This is a genomic window from Chromohalobacter sp. 48-RD10, assembly GCF_029889785.1.
GTDB lineage: Bacteria > Pseudomonadota > Gammaproteobacteria > Pseudomonadales > Halomonadaceae > Chromohalobacter.
Genome location: NZ_JARANX010000010.1, coordinates 62,056 through 77,626, shown reverse-complemented (window position 1 = coordinate 77,626; position 15,571 = coordinate 62,056). Strand labels below are relative to the sequence as shown.

The following is a 15,571-nucleotide window of genomic DNA, read 5'->3' as shown; positions in this document are numbered from 1 at the left end:
AAAACTCCTCTCGGTTTCTTCAGAAAACCCGGGGCCGGCAGTCGGCAGTACCGACTGCCCGTTTAACTGCCAACGGATCACTTCTTCTTGGGCGCCAGGATCATGATCATCTGACGGCCTTCCATCTTGGGGAAGGACTCGACAGACGCCATGTCTTCGAGGTCAGCCGCAATCCGTTCCATCAGCTTGCGGCCGATGTCCTGGTGCGCCATTTCACGACCTCGAAAACGTAGCGTGACCTTACCTTTGTCGCCCGCTTCGAGGAAACGAATCAGGTTTTTCAACTTCACCTTATAATCGCCCTCGTCAGTACCGGGCCGGAATTTTACTTCCTTGACCTGGATCTGCTTGGTTTTCTTCTTCTGAGCAGCCTTTTGCTTCTTCTGCTCGAAGAGGAATTTGCCGTAATCCATGATCTTGCAAACGATCGGGTCGGCATTGGAGATCTGTACGAGGTCCATACCCTCCGCTTCGGCACGCTCCAAGGCATCGCTGGTCGGCACGATACCAAGCTGGTCACCGTCGCTGGCGATCAAGCGCACTTGATCTTCGGTAATCCGCTCGTTCATTGGTGGGCGCTTGTCCTGTGGGCGCCCTCTGGGGTTGCTTCTCTTGATGGTTCCGTCTCCACTTTTGCCTTGGAAGATGTCGCTATTACCGCTCGGCCTGCACCTTATCGATGAAAGCGTCCACCGTCATACTGCCCAGGTCTTCGCCGCTGCGCGTACGCACAGCTACCGAGTCGGCTTCGACTTCCTTATCCCCAACCACAAGGAGATAGGGGACCTTCTGCAACGTATGTTCGCGAATTTTAAAGCCGATCTTCTCATTCCTCAAGTCTGTCTTGACACGCAGACCGAGTTTCTGCAAATGCAGCGACACCGATTCGGCGTGATCGCGCTGGGCATCCGTGATATTCAGGACCACTATTTGCAGAGGCGAAAGCCACAACGGCATGGCCCCCGCGTAGTGTTCGATGAGGATGCCAATGAAACGCTCCATTGATCCCACGATGGCGCGATGCAGCATGACCGGCGCCTGACGGGACCCGTCTTCGGCCACATACTGCGCCCCCAGACGAGTCGGCATCATGAAATCGACCTGCATCGTGCCAACCTGCCACTCGCGCCCCAGGCAATCACGCATATGATATTCGATTTTAGGTCCGTAGAAAGCCCCTTCACCGGGAAGTTCTTCCCACTGAACGTCACAGCGCCCTAAAGCGGTACGCAATGCCTCTTCAGCGCGATCCCAGTTCTCATCGCTTCCCAGACGCTTCTCGGGACGTAACGCAATCTTGACGGCAATCTCATCGAAGCCAAAATCACGATAGACCTCCAAAGCCTGGCGATGGAAGGCTGTCACTTCAGACTCGACCTGCGCTTCGGTGCAGAACACATGGCCGTCGTCCTGGGTAAAGGCACGGACACGCATGATGCCATGCAAGGCACCCGAGGGCTCGTTGCGATGGCAACCACCGAACTCGCCATAACGCACCGGCAGTTCACGATAGCTGCGCAGGCCGGAATTGAAGACTTGCACATGCCCGGGGCAGTTCATCGGCTTGAGCGCATACTCGCGCTTTTCCGATTCGGTGAAGAACATGTTGTCGGCGTAATTATCCCAATGGCCGGACTTCTGCCACAGCGAAACATCCATGATCTGCGGACAACGAATCTCTTGATACCCACTGTCTTTGTAGACCTTGCGCATGTATTGCTCGACGGTCTGCCAGAGCGTCCAGCCGCGTGGATGCCAGAATACCATGCCCGGCGCCTCTTCCTGCATATGAAAGAAGTCGAGCTTGCGAGCCAACTTACGGTGATCTCGCTTCTCGGCTTCCTCCAAGCGCTGGAGATAAGTCTTCAGCGCCTTCTTGTCTGGCCAGGCCGTACCGTAGATGCGCGTCAGCATCGGCTTGGTGGCATCACCTCGCCAATAGGCACCCGCCAGCTTGGTAAGCTTGAAGGCTTTCAAGTGCCGCGTATTCGGGACATGCGGCCCACGGCACATATCGATGTATTCTTCATGGTGATAGAGACGAACGATCTCACCATCGGCAATACCTTCGACGATTTCCTGCTTGTAGGGTTCATCACGCTCAACGAAAGTCGCCAGGGCCTGCTCTTTCGTCACATACTCACGTACGACATCGTATTCACGCTCGATAAGCGCCTTCATACGCTTATCGAGCGCTTCGAGATCGTCCGGCGAGATTGACTGTCCGAAATCGATATCGTAATAAAACCCATCATCCACGACCGGGCCAATCGCCATTTTAGCGTCGGGATAAAGCTGCTTGACGGCATGCCCCAGAAGATGAGCGCAGGAATGGCGGATAATTTCCACCCCTTCATGGTCGCGCGCCGTCAGGATACTGACCTCGGCATCACGCTCAATCAGGTCGGATGCATCGACGGCAACGCCATCGATCTTTCCCGCCACACAGGCCTTGGCAAGACCTGTGCCGATGGATTCGGCGAGCTGCATGACGGTCAAGGATGAATCAAACGTTTTCTGACTGCCATCAGGCAGGGTCACGATGGGCATGCGAGGTCGTCCCTTATATTCAGTGGTGGCCCATACCAGGGACCACATGAAACGATGAAGATGAAAAACAATGAGAGAAGTATCGGCCTACTTCTCCTTGCGCATCATACGCCTGCGGCCCCGCGACTGAGATGAAAGGCAACACAAACGCATGAAACGATGAACCGTGCACACTAGCAAGCCCGCGAAATGCCGTCCAGTCGTGCCTGCGGCACAAATAAAAAGGGGCGCCCGAAGGCGCCCCTTTCTTCGATCATGAACTGAGCAATCGTTACTCTTGCTCGCCCATTTCAACGCGACGGTTTTCAGCGCGGCCTTCAGCCGTCTCGTTGGTGGCGATCGGATCCTGCTCGCCATAACCCATGGTCGTGATGTTATCGCCATTCACGCCTTTGGAAATCAAGTAATCCTTAACAGAGTCGGCACGACGCTGAGAGAGATCCTTGTTATAGGAAGCGCTACCGACGGAATCGGTGTAGCCTTCCAGGCGAACGTTGACGGTCTCGTTGGCAGCCAGCTTCTCGGCAACACCATCGAGAATGCCTTCCGCATCGCTGGTAAGCGTGGCGGAGTCGAACTCGAAGTTCACATCATGCAGCACCAAGTCTGCCGGGCAGCCTAGCGCATTGACTTCTTCACCTGCCGGTGTATTGGGGCACTGGTCCTGGTAGTCCGGAACGCCATCGCCGTCGCTATCCAGCGGGCAACCCTGAGCGTTGACTTCGACACCAGCCGGTGTTCCCGGGCATTCGTCCTTGTAGTCCGGAACGCCATCACCATCGCTATCGAGTGGGCAACCCTGGGCATCTACCGCAACACCAGCCGGCGTGTTGGGGCACTGATCGCGTTCATCGGGAACACCATCGCCATCGCTGTCCACCACCTTGTCGGAATAATCAGCGCACAGCAAAGCACCTGCCGTTGCACCGCCGACGCCACCAAGCGCAGCACCGGTATCTTCGTCCGAATCACTGCTCGATGCATAGCCAATGCCACCGCCGATCAAGCCGCCGGCCAGGCCACAGACGAAGGGTGACTTGTACCATGCTTGATCATCGGATTGGGACATGGACTGAGAGCCCGAAGTGGCACAGCCTGAAAGACCGACCATCATCGCGGAACCGAGCAGCAAGCCAGTCGTAGATTTTTTCATATGTAAGACTCCTTCTTAACACAGCGCTAGTCGTAACGGGACGTTACCCAGCGGGGTCCGAGTATAGAAGCGGTTCCCGGTGGGAGAAAGACTTTTCGCCCTTTTCTCATCAAAAAGAAAGCACAAAGACTTTCGTTTAGCCAGTGCTTTACCCTTCACCAGCGCTTCTCCCGATGAATTCCCCTTCATCATTATGCATTATCGCAATTGATGCAAACCCAAATGAAAGAATGAGACCCTGATGTCTCATCCTTGCATAAACATCACGCATGCCCCTGGTAGCGTCTGACCAAGCGTTCGAACAAATCGATGCCGGGAGTCAGCATGGCATCCGGAAAATCATAGCTGGGATGATGCAAAGGGTGGCATTGTTCGCCACTACCCAAGGTCAATAACGCCCCCTCACCTTGCGCGGCGAGCCACCCAAAGTCCTCCGACCAGCGATGCGCTGCGGACAGCTCACGCAGCGGTAACGCCAGGGCATTCGCTTCCTCACGTATCGCCTCGACGGCACGCGGATGATTGTGGGTCGCCTGAAAGACATCGCACCAATCGATTTCGATTCCTAGATCGTCCTCTTCGGCCTCGACCCGGGCCAGCGATACGGCCGCTTCCGCCAGGGCACGCATCATCGCATCGTCTTCAGTGCGCAAGGTGGCCATCACCTCGGCCTGTCCCGGCGACGTGCCAAAGGCCACTTCACCGAGGCGCGCATGAATCAGCGTCACCATGACCAGCCCTTGATCGTCTGGCAATTGCTGCGGCAGGCGCTTCAACCCCTGCAGAATCCGACACATTGCCAAAGCGGGATTACGTCCCTGCTCGGGATGAGCCGCATGCGTACATAACCCATTGAGACGTATGATCAATCCTCGCGAGGCGCACGTGAACGCCCCCGCTCGTACTGACACTTCACCTAACGGCTCACCTGGCAAGTTATGCAGCGCAAAGACATGATCGGGGGCGAGCTCCTCGAAATGTGACGACTCGACGACGCCCCGCGCGCCTCGCCCCGTCTCTTCGGAGGGCTGGAAAAGCAGTACCGTTTCGCCACGTTCAGGCGGATTTTTCGACAAACGCTGCGCGAGCCCGAGCAATGTCGCCATATGACCATCGTGGCCGCAGCTATGCGCCACGTGCTCGCATTTCGATCGCCATGCCACCTCTGCGGTCTCACCTATAGGAAGCGCGTCGAGCTCGGCACGAAACATCACCCGCGGCCCAGGTCTCTCAGCGGCAAAAACACCCGCTACGCCATGCCCTCCCAAGCCTGTCACGATGCGCGTCGCTCCGGCCTCTTCAAGCCATTCGATGATCTGCCGCGCCGTATCGACTTCTTGTCCCGACAACTCTGGCTCAGCGTGCAAACGCCGGCGAATCTCCGTGGGGTCAAGCGACATAAATCGATTTCCCATGCCCTGCTCCCTTCTACGTCTTGGTTCACTGCAAGCCTGTCGGCCACTCACGCTTGAAGGCCAGAACCTGTTGCGCCGCCTCATGGAGCGCCGTATAGCGTTCTTCCTGCAGCGCGATGCGCTCGCGATCCTCCGCAAAGCGCTGTTTTGCCGACAAGTCCTGACGCGAAGAATGCGTGTGTAGATGCTCCGTGCGCCGATAAATCTCGGCAAAGACCTTGAAATCCCCGCGTTCAAGCAACGCGGGATCGATGATATCGAGCAGCACCTTGCAGCGAAGCGCCCCCTCCACCAGGTCGACCTGATCCCCCAACATGGCCGTCGCGATCGCCTCGAGACTCTCGAGGCAATTGCGATGGGCGCGGTCGATTTCCTCACGCCGTGCCGTCTCACGGCGCTGCACTTCTCGCCACAGTCGCCATGCATAACCCACCAAACCAGCGACGACGAGCACCGCCAACACCACCAAGCTCCAGCCCACCACTACGGACATGCTCGCACCTCAAATCGAATACGTTAGTTAACCGGCAAAGAGCGCGGACATTACCGAGCTTGCCGCGTTGCAACAAGCCACGCCGAGAAGACCGGACAAGCGACTTAGACCAATGGCTAAGCCACCAAAGCTTAATACCTTAGTAGCATGTCGGGAATCGTAAGCCCATTAATCATTCGCCGCCTTCAGGGAAGCAATTCATGAACGAGACTACTGAGGACTCCCGCGGTCTCAATGCCGCGCAAATCGGACTAGGGCTGGGGCCGCTATGGGTCATACTATGCCTGGTCGTGCCCGCACCAGCCGGCATGTCGTCACCGGCATGGGCATGTGTCGGCTTTGCACTGCTGATGGCCACATGGTGGGCCACCGAGGCCATCCCCATCCCCGCGACCTCATTGCTGCCCATGGTACTCGCCCCGGTACTGGGCATCGACGAACTCGATGCCGTGGCAGCCAGTTACGCCGACCCTATCATCTATCTCTTCCTGGGGGGCTTCTTACTGGGCATCGCAATGCAGCGCTGGAACCTCCATCGACGCATCGCCTTGAAAGTCCTCAGCATCGTCGGTCAGAAACCACGCCAGCAAATCGCGGGGTTCATGATTGCCACAGGCTTCATCAGCATGTGGGTGTCCAATACTGCCACCAGCATCATGATGCTGCCCATTGGCATGTCCGTCGTCAGCTTGCTGGGCGATGGCGACTCACGTGAAGTCTCGCGCTACGCCACCGCCCTGCTACTTGCCATCGCTTATTCTGCCAGTATAGGCGGCGTCGCCACACTCATCGGCACCCCACCCAATGCCTTGCTCGCGGGGTACCTCTCCGGCGAAGGCATCGATATCGGCTTCGCCCAATGGATGACCATCGGCTTGCCGGTCAGCATCGTGATGATGGCCGTGACATGGTGGTGGTTGACTTACAAAGGGTTCGATTTGCAACAAAGCGACGATGGCGGGGAGATGATTCGCCGCGAACTCGAATCGCTAGGCACCATGACCGCCGCCGAGCGCCGCGTCGGCCTGATCTTTCTCATTGCCGCCGCCACCTGGATGCTGCGCCCACTCTTGAATCAAGTCGGGCTCGACTGGCTATCGGATACCACCATTGCTCTGGCCGCCGGTATTGGGCTGTTTCTCGTTCCTAGTGGAGACAAGGCACGCGGCGCGCTGCTCGACTGGGATAGCGCCAAGGAGCTTCCTTGGGGTGTACTGCTGCTCTTCGGCGGCGGGCTAGCGTTAGCAGGGATGATCAAGAGCTCCGGCCTGGCCGAATGGATCGCTCAACAGCTGTCGATCTTCAGCGTGTTTCCGTTGTTGATGCTGGTGGGCATCATCGTATTGGTCATCATCTTCCTGACCGAGGTCACCTCGAACACGGCCACCGCAGCGGCCTTTCTGCCACTTCTCGGTGCGCTCGCCATCTCGCTGGACATGGACCCGTTACTGATCACGGTCCCCGCCGCAATCGCCGCCAGCTGTGCCTTCATGATGCCGGTCGCGACCCCACCCAATGCCATCGTTTTCGCGACGGGACATATGAAGATTCAATCGATGATCCGCGCCGGACTGCTGCTCAACATCGTCGGCACTCTACTGATCACGCTGATTACCGTATCCCTGTTACGCGTTCTATGGGCGTGAACGACGCATGATATAAACGATCAAGACGTTTTGTAATATCGACGTATGGCAACGCCCCCATCAGGCGTTGCCATCTTGGTTTTTCAACTTTCCAAGAAGGTTCAAAGGTAACGGTATAAATAATTAAAGACCAAAAAGGTGCACCAAAGGCGGCAGAATGAAGGCCGTCAGTAGCCCCGTCAGGCCCATCGCAAGTCCCGCAAAGGCACCCGCCACTGCGCCAATCGAAGAAAAGGAATAGGCCGTTCCGAAACCATGTGCCGCCAGGCCCATGGTAAAGCCTTGAACACTGGGATCGCGCACCCTGACCAGGCGGAAGATGGCAGGACCCAAGGCACACCCAAGGGACCCTGTGATCAGAACCATCCCCGCAGCAAGCGACGGAATGCCGCCCAGTTTCTCGACGATGCCCATCGCGATAGGTGATGTCACCGACTTGGGCGACAGCGTCAACACGGTTTCACGACTGGCCCCCATGAGCATCGCGACACCCACCGCTGACGTCACCGCCGTCACGATCCCCGCGACGCAACTGAGCAATATCGGCACCAGCATACGCCTGACACGTTCCCGATAGTCATACAAGGGAATCGCCAAGGCAACGGTCGCGGGGCCCAAAAGGAAATGGATGAACTGAGCGCCTTCGAAGTACGTCGCATAATCGGTATCTGTCAGCGTCAGAAAGCCAATGATCAGCACGATGGTAAGCACGACCGGATGCAGGAAAGGCGTACCCCCCAGAAGACGGTTGATATAACTCGCCCCCATAAAAGCCAGGAACGTCACCAACAAATACAATAAAGGACTAGCGGACAGATACACCCAAAGCTGATCGAGAGTGGGAAGGCTCATGAGTGCTCCTCCCGCCATTCATCACGTGGGTCTTTGGGTACCGAACGCGTCAACCACGACATCACTTTTGCCGTGACAGCCAAGGTCAAGGCGGTCGACACCACGAGCGTTACGATGATGGGCCAGAAATCCGCCTTGATAAGGTCGAAATGCACCATGATGCCAACCCCCGCGGGCACGAAGAGCAACGTCAAATAACGCAGCAGTCCTTCACCGCTCGTGCGCAGCCCCTTAGGTACGCGTCCATTGATCAGCAGCCCAACCAGCAGCACTACCATGCCCACGACGGGGCCAGGTATGGGAAGTTGAAGTCCATGCACCAGGATTTCGCCAAGAAACTGACATCCCAGCAGCACGCTCATTCCTGCAATAAGAGGCATTGCGACATCTCCACATGAAACCGGCCACATTCTACATCTTTCGTCTAACCCACGCCCTAGTATACCTCAATTCATGGCGTGTCACCACAATGCCTTATACCTTTCGTCGCCGACATTCATCATGACCGGGTACTGGCAAGCAGTTGAAAAAAAAGCGCTATCAAGGGTTTTCATTTCCCGGAAGCCAAGGTAGTATACGCAGCGTTCCACGGGCGGCACCTATTTGAAGGCCTTCCGGTAGAACGTCATCGGAGCGTGGCGCAGCTTGGTAGCGCGCTGCAATGGGGTTGCAGAGGTCGCTGGTTCGAATCCAGTCGCTCCGACCAAAAGATTGAAGAAAAACCGCCGCTTATAGGTCAACTATAGCGGCGGTTTTGCGTTGTGTTAGCATCATGGTGATGATCGCCTGGAACACTCGTCAGCATGACGAGTCCCACGTTCGGTTACTGCAATTCCAGCGAGGTCCAACACATGCTGCATGACGCTATTGAGATACGGAAAATCGCCGGCCCCGACGAGAACGACGTCCGCTATGAAGTCTATGATAGCGACACGGGCGTGAGCCTAGGACTTTACCAAAGCATGGAACATGCCGAAGCCGAGCGTCAGCGAATGAAAGCATCCGACAACGAGGTCAAGGCAGGCGACGCGGACGACGACCCGAGCGTGGAATGATCATCCCTAAACGGCTTGGTCATTTCTGCCAAGCCGTCTCGACTACACACGCATGACGCTTCAGCGCCAAATAGTCATCCATGATGCCTCTACCGGTGACGCCATAGATCCCACCCGATTCCGCCAGCGATACCGGCAATGACGCCCGCCAGCACATTGCCCACCACCAACCACGCAACCAGCCCGACCATGATGCCGAGCAGTGCTCCGGGTAGTTCTTTCATGGCATCTCCAAAACCGTTAGATTCCTGTACGAAACCGAGTTACATAGGGCTGAACGCATCATCATGCACACAGCCCCATGCATCCCAGTACCGGTCATGCCATCTTCTGCCATTCGATCAAGGCTGCCGCCACGGCGTTAGGGTCCCATCCACTGCGATGCAAACTCGACGACATGATCGCGGCCTGCGCACCTTGGCGTGCCACGAACAAGCGATACCCTAGATAATCGCCACGTTCGCAACGTGCATTGACCTGCCCGCACACCACGCGATTCGACGGCCCGCCAACGCGAGGGCCGACGGCGTGGATATCGCGGAAAACCGCGGTAGCGGGATACTTGAGGAGCTTCCTGACGCTCGCCTGAGCCAGATACATCTCCTCATCGGTCGCCGACGTCCATTGCAGATGATCGCGTGCGATCTGCGCCGTGATCGCCCTGGGCGTATCGGGGGGCTGCGCTGGCAGCGACGATGAATCATCGAGCAAGCCGCCGCTGACCAGGAGCAAGATGCCCCAAAGTTTCATGTTGTCTCCTCACCCTGGATATCTTGATAGTGACGTTCACTGTCAACGTCGGATGGTGGTCGAACGCCACATCCCTTGAGAATGACGTGGCACAAAAAATCGGTGATCGCACGGTAGTCGCTTTCCCCAAGCGCCGTTTGATCGGTAATGCCCAGTATCTGAGCCTCGAAATCCGCATAATGTTGGGTGGCCGACCAGATCAAGAAGATAAGCCACACCGGATCGACGGGATCCATCAGGCCCTTTTCCGCCCAGCGCTCGAAAACGCGCGCCCGCGAGCGCACCCACTCGCGTAGCTCGCCGTGTAAGTATTCCTGCAGAAAAGGCGCACCCTGAAGCACCTCGGCAGCAAACAACCGAGAACCTTGGGGATGCTGCCGCGTCAGACGCATCTTGCTACGGATGAAGCCTTCCAGCACCTCGCCCGGATCATCGTCCTCGCCGATATCGTCGAGCATGGCGTTCCAGCGCGCCATCATACGCTCGAGCAGCGCCACGTACAGTTTGCGCTTGCTGCCCACATAATACAGCACGTTGGACTTAGGCAGCCCAGCCGCTTCGGCGATGGCCTGCACGCTCGCACCTCGATAACCATGGCACGCGAACACGCGTTCAGCCGCCTCGAGAATCATGCTTTCGTTGCGCGCCCGCGTTCCCAACCCGGACGAATTCATCGATGTCATGGCCGCTCTCTTCGTCTGCCGGTATGGAAGTCTGCCCCAGCGAGCGTCACCAGTGCAACGCACATCAACGTCCCATGGCGCCGCAGTCCAGCGATCGACCTGGCTCACCTCGGCGCGCGACAAACAAACGCAAAAGAGACTTGTCATACGCGGCATTTTGATTAAGGCTTAGCAGAGTTGACCAAATGGTCATATCGACATGTGCAGTGCGCACCTCGGATCACAACGACAACCCGATGGACACTCCGATGATCGAGTTTTATCTCAATGGCGAAGCGCAACGCTGCGCATCGCTAGCGCCGGAGACCAGCATTCTGGAGCTCTTGCGCAATGAATTGCAGCGAACCGGCACCAAGGAAGGCTGCGCCTCGGGCGACTGCGGCGCCTGCACCGTCGCCATCGGCGACACCGACCGCGACGGCCGCCTGCACTATCACAGTACCAATGCCTGCATCACCCCGGCCCACCAACTGCAGGGCCGACATCTCGTCACCGTCGAAGGGCTCGCGCGCGGCGATGCCTTGCATCCCGTCCAGGCAGCCATGGTCGATTGCCATGCCAGCCAGTGCGGTTTCTGCACCCCGGGCATCGTCATGTCGCTGTTCACGCTTCACGAGCGCCAGCGCCAGGCGCCGGTCGCGCTTGACGATGCATGCCTCGAAGCAACGTTGGGCGGCAATCTATGCCGTTGCACGGGCTACCGCCCCATCCAGAAGGCCGCACGCCACATGGCCGATCAACCCGATGTACGCCCGCCCTGGGCGGATGACCCAAGGCTCGACAACGATGTCACGGCCTTGGAGAACACGCTCGAGGCCACTGGCTATGCCATCCCGAACACATTGGAGACCTTGCACACGCTACGCCGTCAATATCCGGAGGCGCGCCTGGTCGCCGGGGCCACCGACCTGTGGCTCGAGGCCACGCAACGGCTCGAAGCCTTCGAGAATCTGATCGACGTCAGCCGCGTCGCCGAATTGCAGGCAATCGACGAGACGCCCGACGGCTGGTGGATCGGCGCCAGCGTCACCTACGCGCGCCTCGAACCGCTGTTCGACGAGGTTTACCCCGCGTTCGCTCGGCTTTTACGGCGCCTGGGCTCCGCGCAGATCCGCAATCGCGGCACTCTGGGCGGTAACATCGCCAATGCTTCACCCATCGGCGATACACCACCGGTATTGCTCGCGCTCGATGCCCACTTGGCCCTGGAAGGTCCCGATGGCGCCCGCAAAATGCCTCTGGAAGCCTTCTTTCTCGGCTACAAGCGCACCGCCCTCGCGCCCGGCGAATTCATCCGCGCCATCTTTCTGCCGCGCCCCGAAAGCGACCAGCATCTCGAGGTCTGGAAACTCTCCAAGCGCCGTGAGGACGATATATCGGCAGTGCTCGGCACCTTTTCCTGGCGCCAGGAAAATGGCTGTCTGCACGATGTTCACCTGGCCTTCGGTGGCATGGATGCCACACCACGGCGCGCCCAGGCTACCGAAGCCGCCCTGGAGGGACACCCTCCCGAAGTGACGACATTCGATGCGGCTCGCCAAGCCCTCGCGCGCGACTTCAATCCGCTCGACGACGTGCGTGGTTCCGCCGCCTACCGACGACTCGCGGCTGCCAATTTACTCGAACGCCTGCGCCTGACGATCGACCACGACGCCGACCAGGAGGTCTGCCTCGATGCGTACGCTCACTGATCTCTCACGCCCGCCGGCCGGGCCAGAAACACCCGGCCGTCCCGCAGCACAGACAGACGTCCGCCATGCCCCCGCGCATGACAGCGCCACGTTGCATGTCACCGGCCGTGCGCGATATCTCGACGATCAGGCCGCACCGTCAGATGCGATACATGTCGCGGTGGGGCTGAGCCCGACCGCACGCGGCAGGCTTACACGGATGAATCTCGACGCGGTACGCCGCGCCCCCGGCGTCATCGATATCATCACCGTCGTCGATATCCCCGGAAAGACCGACGTGGGCCCCGTGTTTCCGGGTGACCCGCTATTCGCCGATGACGAGGTGCGCTATGTCGGGCAGCCGCTGTTTGCAGTGGCCGCCACCGATTTCAAGGCGGCCCGCCGCGCCGTAGCACTTGCCGAGATCGAAATCGATGCTCAGCCCGCACAGCTCGACGCCGTTGCCGCCGCCGAGGCCGAGGAATGGGTCCGCCCTCCGCATGTCCAGCAAAGCGGTGACTGGCAACAGGCACTTTCCGATGCCGCTCACGTGCTCGAGGCCGAGCAGTTCGTCGGCGGGCAAGAGCATTTCTACCTCGAGGGGCAAGCCTGTCTGGCACTGCCCAACGAGGACGATGGCGTCATTGTGCATACCTCCAGCCAGCATCCCAGTGAAGTGCAGAAACTCATTGCCGAAGTGCTGGGTGTGGCGTTTCATGCCGTGACAGTTGAAGTGCGTCGCATGGGCGGCGGCTTCGGCGGCAAGGAAACCCAGGCTGCGCCATGGGCGTGCCTGGCCGCGCTGCTGGCCCGCCGCACCGGTCGCGCCATTCGCCTGCGCCTGCCGCGTGGCGACGACATGCGCGCCACCGGCAAGCGACATCCCTTTCATAACCGCTATCGGTTGGGAGTCGACACCCAGGGCATATTGCTGGGAGGCGAGATCACGACCATCGGCGATTGCGGCCACTCGCCGGACTTGTCCGAAGCCATCGTCGACCGCGCCATGTTCCATGCCGACAACGCCTACTCCCTGGGTGACGCCCGAGTGACCGGAATTCCCGCGCGGACGCACAATCCATCCAATACCGCTTTTCGAGGCTTCGGCGGCCCCCAGGGCATGATGATCGTCGAGCGCGCCATGGACGATATCGCGCGGCATCTGGGTGAAGATCCACTGACGATCCGCAAGCGCAACCTTTATCGCCCCGGCCGAGACGTCACTCATTACGGACAACACGTCGAGCAGACCGCGCTGCTGCACGAGATCGTTTCGCGACTCGAAACAGACAGCGGCTACTGGGCACGTCGCGATGCCATCCGCGCCTACAATGCCCAAAGTTCAGTCCTCAAGAAGGGGTTGGCGCTGACACCGGTGAAATTCGGTATTTCGTTCACCGCCAAGCACCTCAATCAGGCCGGCGCGCTTTTGCACATCTATACCGATGGCAGCGTGATGATCAATCACGGCGGCACCGAGATGGGACAGGGATTGCACACCAAGGTCGGCCAAGTCGTGGCCCGCGAGCTGGGACTCGATAACAGCACCGTACGTATTTCCGCTACACGCACCGACAAAGTGCCCAACACCTCGCCGACCGCGGCGTCGAGCGGCGCCGATCTCAACGGCATGGCGGCCCGCAACGCGGCCATCCAGGTGCGCGAACGGCTTTTCGATTTCGCCGCCGAGCATTTCTTTACAGACCAGCTTCCAGAACCGCTCTCCGTCCGAGATAACATGCGTCTGGAAGACGGTGAGCTCGTTGCCGGCCACGGCGAGAACGAGCGCCGCATCGCCTGGGGGGAACTCATCCAGGCCGCCTACCTGGGGCGCGTGTCGCTCTCGGCGACAGGGTTCTACGCCACGCCGTTGATCCATTACGATCGCGCCACCGGCCAAGGCCGCCCCTTCTACTATTACGCGCATGGCGCGGCGGTGTCGGAGGTCGTTGTCGACACGCTGAGCGGCGAATATCGCGTCACCCGCGTGGATATTCTGCACGACGTCGGCGACTCGCTGAATCCGGCGATCGACACGGGCCAGGTCGAAGGTGGGTTCATTCAAGGCATGGGCTGGCTAACCAGCGAGGAGCTAAAGTGGGACGCCACCGGTCGCTTGCTGAGCGATGGGCCGGCGACCTACAAGATTCCCACCATCGGCGATACCCCGCCCGACTTTCGCGTCTCGCTGCTCGAGGGGCACCCCAATTCGCAGGCCAGTTTGTACCGCTCCAAGGCGGTGGGCGAGCCGCCCTTCATGTTGGCGATCTCGGTATGGTCGGCGCTACGCGACGCATTATCGAGCCTCGCCGATTATCGCGTGAGCCCCGCTTTGGATACGCCGGCCACGCCGGAGCGCGTGCTCTTCGCGGCTCAGGCCCTGCGCCAGGCCCCTGAAACGAAGACACCAGCGGAGACGCCACGATGAGCGCCGAGAACTGGCACAGCGCCCTGCACCTCCTGCAGGCCGATGCCGCGCCCCATGTGTTGATCAGCGTGGTCGGCGCCGAAGGCTCCACGCCGCGCGAGCCCGGTGCCAAGATGGTGGTGACTGCCGAGACCAGCCACGACACGCTTGGCGGCGGGCGTTTCGAGTACCAGGCCATCGCCTGCGCGCGCGACATGCTCGCCGCCAGCGAACGTGGCGAGCAGACGACCACACCACGTCTCGAAGCCTTCCCCCTGGGCGGCCGCAGCGGACAATGTTGCGGTGGGCATGTCAGCCTGCTGTTCGAGTGTTTCGCGGGCGCCGAGCAGCACATCGCCATATTCGGTGCAGGCCACGTCGCCCAGGCGCTCGTGCCCTTGCTGACACCGCTTGCCTGGCGGATACACTGGTTCGACAGTCGTGCCGACGCCTTCGCAGCACTTTCGCCCTCGCCATGCGTCGATTGCCATCGCCTCGACGAGAACGCCATCGAGACGGCCCTGGAAAGCCTGCCGCACGGTGTCCATGCGCTCGTCATGACCCACGATCACGCCCAGGACCGCCGCCTCATCGACGCCCTGCTCAGTCATGCCGACGTGACCTCCATCGGCTTGATCGGCTCGCAAAGCAAGTGGGCGAGTTTCCAGCATCTCCTGCGCGATGCCGGGCACGACACGACCGCGCTGGCGCGGGTACGCTGCCCGATCGGCATCCCCGGCGCGGGTGGCAAGCGCCCCTATGAGATCGCGTTGGCCATCGCCGCCGAATTACTGACCTTCGCTCCGGCCGAGTCCCACGCGTCACAACACGGAGTAACGCCCACTACCTGGCACCAGACGACCGGCCAAGGTGTGCACCTCTAAGGTCGACAGCAGA

The 15,571-nt window shown here is 59.5% G+C and carries 15 protein-coding genes and 1 tRNA gene; 6 read left to right on the top strand and 10 right to left on the bottom strand.

Annotated features, from left to right (window positions below; translation table 11 throughout):
* Window positions 1-77: 77 nt before the first annotated feature.
* The 5 genes from infC to OP496_RS11775 form a co-directional block, all read right to left on the bottom strand.
* Complete coding sequence (gene infC / locus OP496_RS11795) at window positions 78-617, bottom strand: translation initiation factor IF-3 (protein WP_280563859.1); 540 nt, start codon at window positions 615-617, stop codon at window positions 78-80.
* Window positions 618-654: 37 nt separating this feature from the next.
* On the bottom strand, window positions 655-2,550 hold the full coding sequence (thrS, locus tag OP496_RS11790) for a threonine--tRNA ligase (RefSeq protein ID WP_280563833.1): 1,896 nt from the start codon (window positions 2,548-2,550) through the stop codon (window positions 655-657).
* A 271-nt stretch (window positions 2,551-2,821) separates the two neighbouring features.
* Window positions 2,822-3,703 carry an OmpA family protein gene (locus OP496_RS11785; RefSeq protein WP_280563832.1) on the bottom strand — a complete coding sequence of 294 codons (882 nt, stop codon included), beginning with the start codon at window positions 3,701-3,703 and terminating at the stop codon, window positions 2,822-2,824.
* 263 nt (window positions 3,704-3,966) lie between these two features.
* The gene (locus OP496_RS11780) at window positions 3,967-5,118 is read right to left on the bottom strand and encodes an amidohydrolase (protein ID WP_280563831.1); all 1,152 of its coding nucleotides are present in this window, start codon (window positions 5,116-5,118) and stop codon (window positions 3,967-3,969) included.
* Window positions 5,119-5,143: 25 nt separating this feature from the next.
* Window positions 5,144-5,611, bottom strand: a complete 468-nt coding sequence (locus OP496_RS11775) for a DUF2489 domain-containing protein (RefSeq protein WP_280563830.1) — start codon at window positions 5,609-5,611, stop codon at window positions 5,144-5,146.
* Window positions 5,612-5,811: 200 nt separating this feature from the next.
* On the opposite strand from OP496_RS11775, the gene OP496_RS11770 reads away from it, so the two are divergent.
* Window positions 5,812-7,257: a DASS family sodium-coupled anion symporter gene (locus OP496_RS11770; RefSeq protein WP_280563829.1), complete on the top strand. Its 1,446-nt coding sequence runs from the start codon at window positions 5,812-5,814 to the stop codon at window positions 7,255-7,257.
* Window positions 7,258-7,380: 123 nt separating this feature from the next.
* On the opposite strand, the gene OP496_RS11765 is transcribed toward OP496_RS11770, so the two are convergent.
* Both OP496_RS11765 and OP496_RS11760 read right to left on the bottom strand, forming a co-directional pair.
* Window positions 7,381-8,109 (bottom strand): LrgB family protein, encoded by a 729-nt coding sequence (locus OP496_RS11765; protein ID WP_280563828.1) that lies wholly within the window; start codon window positions 8,107-8,109, stop codon window positions 7,381-7,383.
* Entirely contained in the window at window positions 8,106-8,489 is a 384-nt protein-coding gene (locus OP496_RS11760; RefSeq protein ID WP_280563827.1) for a CidA/LrgA family protein, read from the bottom strand. The genes OP496_RS11765 and OP496_RS11760 overlap by 4 nt, the downstream gene beginning before the upstream one ends.
* Before the next feature lie 249 nt (window positions 8,490-8,738).
* Here OP496_RS11760 and OP496_RS11755 point away from each other — a divergent pair.
* Window positions 8,739-8,815 (top strand) — tRNA-Pro (locus OP496_RS11755).
* Between the two features lie 97 nt (window positions 8,816-8,912).
* The gene (locus tag OP496_RS11750; RefSeq protein WP_280563826.1) at window positions 8,913-9,164 is read left to right on the top strand and encodes a hypothetical protein; all 252 of its coding nucleotides are present in this window, start codon (window positions 8,913-8,915) and stop codon (window positions 9,162-9,164) included.
* An 89-nt stretch (window positions 9,165-9,253) separates the two neighbouring features.
* Here the strand turns inward: OP496_RS11750 and OP496_RS11745 are convergent, their stop codons facing one another.
* From OP496_RS11745 to OP496_RS11735, 3 genes are all read right to left on the bottom strand, one after another.
* Window positions 9,254-9,388: a hypothetical protein gene (locus OP496_RS11745; RefSeq protein ID WP_280563825.1), complete on the bottom strand. Its 135-nt coding sequence runs from the start codon at window positions 9,386-9,388 to the stop codon at window positions 9,254-9,256.
* A gap of 94 nt (window positions 9,389-9,482) precedes the next feature.
* Window positions 9,483-9,914, bottom strand: coding sequence for a hypothetical protein (locus tag OP496_RS11740; RefSeq protein ID WP_280563824.1), 432 nt, complete (start codon window positions 9,912-9,914; stop codon window positions 9,483-9,485).
* On the bottom strand, window positions 9,911-10,597 hold the full coding sequence (locus tag OP496_RS11735; RefSeq protein WP_280563823.1) for a TetR/AcrR family transcriptional regulator: 687 nt from the start codon (window positions 10,595-10,597) through the stop codon (window positions 9,911-9,913). The genes OP496_RS11740 and OP496_RS11735 overlap by 4 nt, the downstream gene beginning before the upstream one ends.
* 248 nt (window positions 10,598-10,845) lie before the next feature.
* On the opposite strand from OP496_RS11735, the gene xdhA reads away from it, so the two are divergent.
* The 3 genes from xdhA to xdhC are packed head-to-tail and all read left to right on the top strand — an operon-like array spanning window position 10,846 to window position 15,558.
* On the top strand, window positions 10,846-12,288 hold the full coding sequence (gene xdhA, locus OP496_RS11730; protein ID WP_280563822.1) for a xanthine dehydrogenase small subunit: 1,443 nt from the start codon (window positions 10,846-10,848) through the stop codon (window positions 12,286-12,288).
* Complete coding sequence (gene xdhB / locus OP496_RS11725) at window positions 12,272-14,695, top strand: xanthine dehydrogenase molybdopterin binding subunit (RefSeq protein ID WP_280563821.1); 2,424 nt, start codon at window positions 12,272-12,274, stop codon at window positions 14,693-14,695. Before xdhA ends, xdhB begins: the two co-directional genes overlap by 17 nt.
* Window positions 14,692-15,558 (top strand): xanthine dehydrogenase accessory protein XdhC, encoded by an 867-nt coding sequence (xdhC, locus tag OP496_RS11720; protein WP_280563820.1) that lies wholly within the window; start codon window positions 14,692-14,694, stop codon window positions 15,556-15,558. Before xdhB ends, xdhC begins: the two co-directional genes overlap by 4 nt.
* The last annotated feature ends 13 nt before the right edge of the window (window positions 15,559-15,571 follow it).

Excerpts from the sequence above, each read along its gene's own strand:
- thrS (WP_280563833.1), bottom strand. The coding sequence starts at position 2,550 with ATGCCCATCGTGACCCTGCCTGATGGCAGTCAGAAAACGTTTGATTCA.
- OP496_RS11785 (WP_280563832.1), bottom strand. The coding sequence starts at position 3,703 with ATGAAAAAATCTACGACTGGCTTGCTGCTCGGTTCCGCGATGATGGTC.
- OP496_RS11780 (WP_280563831.1), bottom strand. The coding sequence starts at position 5,118 with ATGGGAAATCGATTTATGTCGCTTGACCCCACGGAGATTCGCCGGCGT.
- OP496_RS11775 (WP_280563830.1), bottom strand. The coding sequence starts at position 5,611 with ATGTCCGTAGTGGTGGGCTGGAGCTTGGTGGTGTTGGCGGTGCTCGTC.
- OP496_RS11770 (WP_280563829.1), top strand. The coding sequence starts at position 5,812 with ATGAACGAGACTACTGAGGACTCCCGCGGTCTCAATGCCGCGCAAATC.
- OP496_RS11765 (WP_280563828.1), bottom strand. The coding sequence starts at position 8,109 with ATGAGCCTTCCCACTCTCGATCAGCTTTGGGTGTATCTGTCCGCTAGT.
- OP496_RS11760 (WP_280563827.1), bottom strand. The coding sequence starts at position 8,489 with ATGCCTCTTATTGCAGGAATGAGCGTGCTGCTGGGATGTCAGTTTCTT.
- OP496_RS11750 (WP_280563826.1), top strand. The coding sequence starts at position 8,913 with ATGACGAGTCCCACGTTCGGTTACTGCAATTCCAGCGAGGTCCAACAC.
- OP496_RS11745 (WP_280563825.1), bottom strand. The coding sequence starts at position 9,388 with ATGAAAGAACTACCCGGAGCACTGCTCGGCATCATGGTCGGGCTGGTT.
- OP496_RS11740 (WP_280563824.1), bottom strand. The coding sequence starts at position 9,914 with ATGAAACTTTGGGGCATCTTGCTCCTGGTCAGCGGCGGCTTGCTCGAT.
- OP496_RS11735 (WP_280563823.1), bottom strand. The coding sequence starts at position 10,597 with ATGACATCGATGAATTCGTCCGGGTTGGGAACGCGGGCGCGCAACGAA.
- xdhA (WP_280563822.1), top strand. The coding sequence starts at position 10,846 with ATGATCGAGTTTTATCTCAATGGCGAAGCGCAACGCTGCGCATCGCTA.
- xdhB (WP_280563821.1), top strand. The coding sequence starts at position 12,272 with ATGCGTACGCTCACTGATCTCTCACGCCCGCCGGCCGGGCCAGAAACA.
- xdhC (WP_280563820.1), top strand. The coding sequence starts at position 14,692 with ATGAGCGCCGAGAACTGGCACAGCGCCCTGCACCTCCTGCAGGCCGAT.